We start from the raw sequence: 8,340 nt of genomic DNA on the forward strand, positions 1-8,340 counted from the left end.
CTACCTTGGTCGAAAAATATTCAATTGTCTTGTGCAAAATAGCCAACTATCCGAAAAAAGATTAGGATAGTTGGCTATTCGTCGTGCGTACCGAAAAGGTGCGCTTTTTTATATTACGGGCTTACGAAAGATCAAGTATTGGAAATGCTTAAAGAAGATGGAATAGACGGTTATGGTAATTCATTTGAATTGAATAAATAAATGAGATATTAGTCTGTGTATTTTATCTTTGAAAATACACAGTAGGATAATGAAATAGTTACTTATAAGATAAATCGACAAGCATAAAATTAATTAACTTTACAAAAAAAGGGTTCTTTGTCAAATAACGTTGGTGGCGATTTTTGTTGAATAAAAGAATCAATCATTTTGAGCGAGTTACGTTTCTTTTTAAGAAGCGTGGCTCGCTCTTTTTAATTTGAAGTGCATGAAAATACGTTGACGGTAGTGATTGAAATTCTGATAACCATAAGCGATACGATTTAACACCTTGATTTTATTATGAATCCCTTCAATTTTCCCGTTGCTGAACGGGTAAATAAAGCTATTTTCAATGGATGGTACGTGATAAGTAAGCGTTCGAATACTTCTTTTAAAATCATTAGAAACGCCTTCTTCTAAAGGTTTTTCTAAAATGGTTGTGAGCATGTTGATGTCTTTTTCTTTCATCGCAAGTAAAAGTGATTGATAGAGTTTGTAGTTTGTTTTTAAACATTCATCGTAGCTCAATAAGGTCTCAACGACTGTCACATCCGTTGTTTGTCCAAATAAACCATACTGTTTATACACTGTATTCGACAGGTCTGTTTCATTTTTTAATAGGATTTTCCAGTATCTTTTTAGTCGACTTTTATTCTATAGGGAATTTCACTTGTTTTCTATTTATTAGCATAAAAATAAACGTTAATGAAAGTTCCAGCATCGATCTCAATTGAGATCGGTGCTTTTTTCTTCACCAACGTTATTTATTGTAGAACCATCATTTTGAGCGAGTTACGTTTCTTTTTAAGAAGCGTGGCTCGCTCTTTTTAATTTGAAGTGAATGAATAGTGTCGGGAGATATAACCTAATTGAATTAATAACTCATGTCTATGTCTCATGCAATAGCATTCCATTATTAGTTGAGTGGCTTGTACTCGAAAGGATTTTTTCTCTTTTACTATTCCATTTCACATTAAAATAACACAAAAGATGCATTTTTTTGATATAATATCATATAAATGTAATCAAAAATAACGATAAAGGAACAGTGATATGAAAAAAATAAACAAATTATTGATAATCGTAATAACAGTAAGTATGATTATTAGCATGTTGCCAGATTTAGCTATCAAGGCATATGCAGAATCAATTAACAATGTAAGTACGGAGAAAGATGTAAAAAAGAAAAAAGTTTCGACAGACAATTTAACAGAAATAAATAAGGAAAGAACGCCATATACAAAAACATTTACTGATGGTAATGGCCAATATTTCAAAGAAATATATGCTGAAAAGGTTCATTCTAAAGAAAATAAAAATTATGAAGAGATCGATGATAATCTAGTCTCTATTGGTACTGATTATATTTCGACACATAATACAGAATTAAACGCAAAATTCCCACAATCTATAAAAAATGATCAGACAATAGATTATACAAGTGGTGAACATACTTTATCTTTTGAAATTGATTCAGCTAAATCAGAAGGAAATGTTGTTTTACCAACAAGTAAGAGTAAAACTTCGTTAAATGAAAATGAAATTCAATACAAAAACATTTATGATGGCATTGATTTACGCCATATTACTTTGAATGAAGAAGTAAAAGAAGATTGGATTGTCAATCAATTTACTGGGATTCATGAATTTAAATATCAATTGAAAACGGATTTAAAGGCAGAATTATTAAGTGATGGTTCAATTGCATTTTATACAAAAGATGCAAAAAAACAACAAATATTTAAACTACCGAAACCTATGATGATGGACTCAAATATCAATGATCAAAAAGGGGAAGGGGTTTATTCAGATAAAGTTCACTATATTTTAAGTGAAAAAGAAAATAATTCTTATGAATTAACATTAAGTGCAGATAAAGATTGGCTAAAATCTGATAAACGTGTCTACCCAGTGTATATAGATCCTTCTGTAACGATTGATGCACTTGGTGATACGTATATTTCAAGTAAATATCCAAAGGCAAATTTCAATAAACAGTGGGATCCTGCTCAAGGAGAATATATTTTACAAACAGGTTATTATGATAGTACATCGGGAACAAATTATCCATTTATTAAATTTAGTGTTGTAGGTGATTTAAAAGGTGCAACTATAGATAGTGCAGACTTACAAGCATATGTTACACACGCTTATTATGCGGATCAAAAAAACGGATTATGGGTGGATGAAGTTAAAGGTGCATGGACAGCAGATGGTCTAACTTGGAATAATAAACCTTCATCTACTAAAATTGCTTCAACATCTGTAGGTCGCGATGAGTGGGCTCATTTTGATGTACAAGATACGATTCAAGCATGGGTATCAGGAGAACGTTCAAATTACGGCTTTAAGTTCCATACAAATGGCAATGGAAAAACATATTGGAAGAAAATAACGGCCGCAGAAAGTGCGAAGAAAGCTAAAATTGTTATTGCATATCATTATGAAGCTGGTCCAAAACCGACTGTTTCTGCAACGGCATATAATGATGGTTCAAACAATGGCTATACAAATGTTAAGTGGAAATCTGTGTATGGTGCGACGGGTTATAAACTAATGATGTACGATGGTTCGGAATATAAAGAAGTCTATAACGGTACAGCGACAAGTTGGACTTCAAAAGGCAAAAAAATCTTCCCTAAAGCACCATATAGTACAACTTCAACTTATGTAGCTGAAGGAAAAGGTGTAGAACTACCAAATGATCCATCTGCCTTTTTTGCTAAAAAAGGCACTGCAAATTATCTTTATTATAAATATCGTGTTATACCAATTTTCCCTACTGGAAATGGTACACAATCTGAACTTTCAACAGTTAAAATTCCGAAAGAAATAGCTGAAGTAACAGATGCACCAGATCAACCGAAAATAGTAGGCTATCAATACGCAAAAGGCTCAAGTAATGATGGGCGTGGTTGGTTAGATATAAGTTGGAATAAAGTTGTTGGTGCAACAAATTATAAAGTATTAATATGGAATGGTAAAAAGTACAGCAGTTTTAGTGTAGGTAATAAGACATCAGTTACGACTAAAGGGAAGAAAATTTACCCTACAGAAGCAGAAATTACTGCAGGGACATTAGATTTTCATGATGCTAGTTTAGCTGATACATCCAAAATTGGTACAGGTACTGAATTACCGATGTATCCTGGGAAATCTTACAATAATACATCTAAACGCTACAGTGTACGAATCATCGCAGAATCTGATGGTGGAAATTCACCTAATTCTGATATAGCATATGGTTATATTCCACTTTATGCACCAGATAAAGCAGATGTCACAATTAAAGCAAATGAAGATGATTTAGTTGAAAATAAGACTACATTAACAACTACTTGGAAAAATAATGATTTGGCAACGCGTTATGATGTCACAATCAAGGGCGAAAAAACAGGATTTAAAAAAACCTATACAGTGAAAAAAACGAGTGGTACAACTACAAGTTATACACCGTCTACTACTTTCGCTATTGACGATAATTATTCTGTATATGTTCAACCGTATTTTTATGATAGTTCAAATGCTCCCGCTGATGAAGCTGATAATAGTGATATGGATGATGTAAAACGTGGAATAAGTCCAATGCCTTCTTCAGCACAAAGTACTGTAAAATCAAATGCTAGAGAAGACTTAATTGGGCTTGAAAATTACTTCACATACGATGAAAGTACATTTGGTAATGCAACTGCTTCAGTAAATGTAACAACAGGAAATATGGCTGTACAATTTACAGATGAGTCGCTTTATACAAGAAGTGATTTAGGCTATGATTTTACACGTACGTATAACTCTCGCTCAACCACTTCTTCTGCTTTAGGAAAAGGGTGGACATTCGTAGGGAATGAAACCTTAACAGAAGATGGTGAAAAAGGAGTTTATTATGCAGATGAAGATGGAACAGTCCACCGATTTAATAAATCCGGGGATACATTCACTTCACCAAAAGGTTTGAATGAACAATTAAAGAAAAATGATACAACGTACACTATGACAGATCAGAATGGCTTTATTCAAACGTATCAAGAAAGCCCACAAACAGGCACATATGTACTTTCTTCTTACACAGATGAATATGGCAACGAAATTAGCTTTAAACGAAATGAAAAAGGTCAAGTCACTGAAGTGGCTGAAACAAAAGGAACAAGTAATCAAGAGAACATCAAGATTTCATACGCAGATAATCGTGTGAGTCAGGTTCAATACGGTGACCATTGGACAAAATATAGCTACACTAATGATCAATTGACACAAACAATCATCGGCAGTGATCAATCAACACGTACAATTGTCGAAAACTTTACGTATGATGCAAATGGACAACTAACGAAGTATGTAGATGGCAAAAAAAATGAAACAACGTTTAAATATAATGCAAATGAATTAATTATTTTCGATAAACAAGCTACAGACGCAGAATTATCTGTGACGAATACGTATCAATTTGACACAAAAAATAATGAGTATAAATCGATTGACTCTAGTGATAATGAAACGGTTTATAAACGTGATGAAAAGAACGATACTTACGCAGTTGTGGAAGAAAATGCGCCTGGAGATGATGAACAAAAAACAACTTCATTTTACTCGTATGATGAACAGTACAACTTGTTAGAAGTAATCAATCCAGATGCTACTACAGAAAAAAACACGTATGATCCACAAGGAAATCTTCTGACATCAAGCACAAAAGAAGGCACCGTAACCAATACGTATAATAGTCGAAATCAATTAACATCGACGAAAGATATTAATGGTGAAGAAACGACTTACACATATGATGGACCTGAGCTTATTCGTTCAAAAACGAAGGAAGAAGAAACAACCTTTGCCTATGATACCTATGGGCGTGTCACAAAAACAACGTATGCAAATGGTACGTTTGAACAAGTCGATTATGATGATGAGCAACGTCAAGTAACTTCGACAGATAAAAAAGGGAATACGACTTCTGTAGTATATTCTATTTATGGACAAAAAGTGAAAGAAACAGATGCAGATGGGCACACGAAATCGTATACGTATGATCCGATGTACCCTTCAACTATCCTTTCTGTAACAGATGGAAATGGTCATAAAACAGCGTATCAATATGACAATAACAATAATTTAACAGCGTTAACGGATGCATTAAACCGTCAAAAAACGTACACGTATAACGATAACGACCAAGTAACGACCGTCACCATGCCGAATATGAAGTTCTCATATGTGTATGATGAGAATGGTGAAATAAGTAAGTCTACATTACCTTCAGGTATTGAGACAAGTTACACATATAATAGTGACAGTCAATTAGCACAAATACAAAATGGCAATGAAACAATTGATTACAATTATGATGAAAACGGCAATACAACATCCATTTTACGTGATACAAAAACACTCAAAACATATGGTTACACAGCTGAAACTAATTTACTTGCGAACTATACACTTGGCTTATTTAAGCAAAATTATGGTTACGACGATCAAGAACGCAACAACGCAGTGACAACCGCGTATGGAGAAGACTTTGAAGTAAAAGAAGCGACAACATTTAAAGAAAACAGCGATGATGTCGACCGTATTAAAATCAGTGCAGATCAAGTTTCACATGATTACCAAAGTGAGATCGATGTACCAAACAATAAAACGACACTTACACTGAACGATGATTTATGGAAACAAGTGACGCAAATGAACGATGCGAATTTACTCGGTTCATTAACATACACAACAAAAGCGCAGCAACCATTTAAAATTGGCTATGAGTATACGAAGGCTGGTAATATCGTACAAACTGATGTCAATGGTCAAGTGAGCAGCTTTATATATGATGCCAATGACCAATTAACAAAAGAAACCTTACCAGATGGTACGATCAACACGTATGATTATGACGCAGTAGGGAATCGTACAGCATCCGAAGTGAATGGTGAGAAAGCGACTTTCACGTATAATGATGCGAACCAAATTGCGACGAAAAATGAAACGGCTTATACGTATGATGCAGATGGTAACTTACTAAAAGATGAACATTATAAGTACACATACAATGAGCAACAACGTTTAACAAAAGTAGCGACATTAGACGATCAAATTATCGCATCGTACACATACGATGAAAATGGCTTACGTTTAACGAAAACAGTTGGCGATACAACGCATGAATACTTCTATAACGACGAAGTATTGGATATGGAAGTTGTGAAAGTAAAGGATACTGTAACAGAATACCGTTCATATGAATGGAGTGGCTATACACCGCTTGGTATGATTGTGAAGGCGAAAAATGAATCCGGTACATTTGAAACGAAAGCGTATCAATTCATTACGAACCATCGTGGCGATGTACTAAGTATTCGTGATAAAGATGACCAAGAAGTCGGTGCATACACATATGATGTATACGGAAATGTATTAACTGCCAAAGGTGACCTAGCGAAAGAAAACCCAATTCGTTACGCAGGTTATTATTATGACGAAGAAACGAAGAACTACTATTTACAAGCCCGTTACTATAATCCAGCAAACGGTGCATTCTTAGCATTAGACCCACATCCAGGTGATGACGATGAACCATTATCACAAAATGGTTATAGCTATGCGAATGGCAATCCCGTGATGAATGTGGATCCAAATGGAGAATATGTTCAGTACGTTCTTATGGGAGCTTATTTTGTTTATAGAACATATAAGGTACGAAAAGTTTATAAAACTGCAAAAGGTGTAAAAAAAATCAAGACGACTAAAAAGACGAAAAAAGTAAAAGTATATAAGCGGGTACAATTAAAAGCCAGTGCAATTGCTCCTAAAATACATTCTATGCCTAGGATAGGTAGTGCTCTGAAAAATGATGAATATCACCGAATGGCATCATACTTAAGCGTTAAACAATTAAGTAAAGGCAGAGTTTATGTGAAACGAGGAATGTATGGCGATATGTATACCCATCTCAAAGTACGTGCTCTTCATAAGGGGGAAGAAGGCGTGGTTCATTATATTATTACTATCGATGGTAAAATTAGTCATCAAATGTGGACGCGAGGCACAACGAGCTATTTTTCAAATATAATTTTATAGAAAGGTGGTTTTTAAACTAATGGAGAACATGTATGGAAACGAAATTTATGATATACCTAAAAATGAATTAGAGATAAATTTACCGTATACATTTATTCAAAAAAGCGAGGTTACATTCAGTTGGACGGAACTTTATTGGGGACGGGAGAATCGATTTATTTCGGATGAAATACTAATTGAATTAGCAGAATGGGAAGTTGTAAACGGTGTGTACTCAGATGAAATACTTGAGTTAGCTTCTATTATGAAATCTGAAATTTTGGTAGAGAAAAAGAAAATAAAAGAATTAATTGAAAAAATAATAGACAAAAACCTACTAATAAATAAACAATATATATTGAACTGTAAAAATAAATATTTATATGTGATTTTAGCTTATATTTATCAATATCCACTTGAAAGTGATGTATTAATAAAGATAAATAAGTATTTTTGTGATTTATCAGAAGATAAAATGGAGCGCGACCAGGGATATGAAGGCGTTTTAGCCTTTATTATAGAAGATTTTCGTGCACCTTCCAAGCCCACGCAAGAATTTTTATCTGTACTATTAGAATGGAGGGCATATGATATACGAGCTAATCAAGACTTAATGGAGCTATGGCGGGTGTTATTAGAACAACAGCATAAATGTTTTTTTAATCAATGGAACAAAAAAATAAAATAGATGAGATAATAGATTTGGATAGTCTACACCAAGTTGGACAGAGGAAATCAATCTATCAAAAAATATGGACGAAACTAATCGTACTCAATAAATTTAATTAAGGGCCATCGGTTAAAAGATTCTAAGAAAAGACAAAAATAGACAGTGGTTTTGAAATAGGGACATACTGTCGTTCTAAAAAACCATCGTTTTATAGACAATTTAAAACGCCTCTTCAATTCAACATTGAGGGGGCGTTTTTTTAGGTTTTTTGTCAAATAACGTTGTTGGCGATTTTAGTTGAATAGTAAGCCCGTAATCAAATAACGCATATATTCGAGAAGTATCTCCAGGTACGATAGACGTATCAAATGAAGGCGGTGCTTTCTTTTATGCCAACGAATAAACTTACAATTGTCCCCGTGACA

General features: G+C 33.8%; 2 protein-coding genes and 1 pseudogene. 2 read left to right on the plus strand and 1 reads right to left on the minus strand.

Annotated elements, in window-relative coordinates; genetic code table 11:
- Positions 1–390 precede the first annotated feature (390 nt).
- Positions 391–840: pseudogene (locus DEX24_RS16430) on the minus strand (transposase); the annotation flags it as partial.
- Positions 841–1,254: 414 nt separating this feature from the next.
- Between DEX24_RS16430 and DEX24_RS16435 the strand changes: the two are divergent.
- Positions 1,255–7,266, plus strand: a complete 6,012-nt coding sequence (locus DEX24_RS16435; protein ID WP_109307466.1) for a DNRLRE domain-containing protein — start codon at positions 1,255–1,257, stop codon at positions 7,264–7,266.
- 19 nt (positions 7,267–7,285) lie between these two features.
- Entirely contained in the window at positions 7,286–7,933 is a 648-nt protein-coding gene (locus tag DEX24_RS16440; protein ID WP_109307467.1) for a DUF2247 family protein, read from the plus strand.
- Positions 7,934–8,340: the final 407 nt, after the last annotated feature.

It is taken from the genome of Kurthia sibirica, from assembly GCF_003143975.1.
GTDB classification, from domain to species: Bacteria; Bacillota; Bacilli; order Bacillales_A; family Planococcaceae; genus Kurthia; species Kurthia sibirica.

Bases quoted from the DNA above. Each gene is read 5' to 3' on its own strand.
- DEX24_RS16435 (WP_109307466.1), top strand. From the start codon at position 1,255: ATGAAAAAAATAAACAAATTATTGATAATCGTAATAACAGTAAGTATG.
- DEX24_RS16440 (WP_109307467.1), top strand. From the start codon at position 7,286: ATGGAGAACATGTATGGAAACGAAATTTATGATATACCTAAAAATGAA.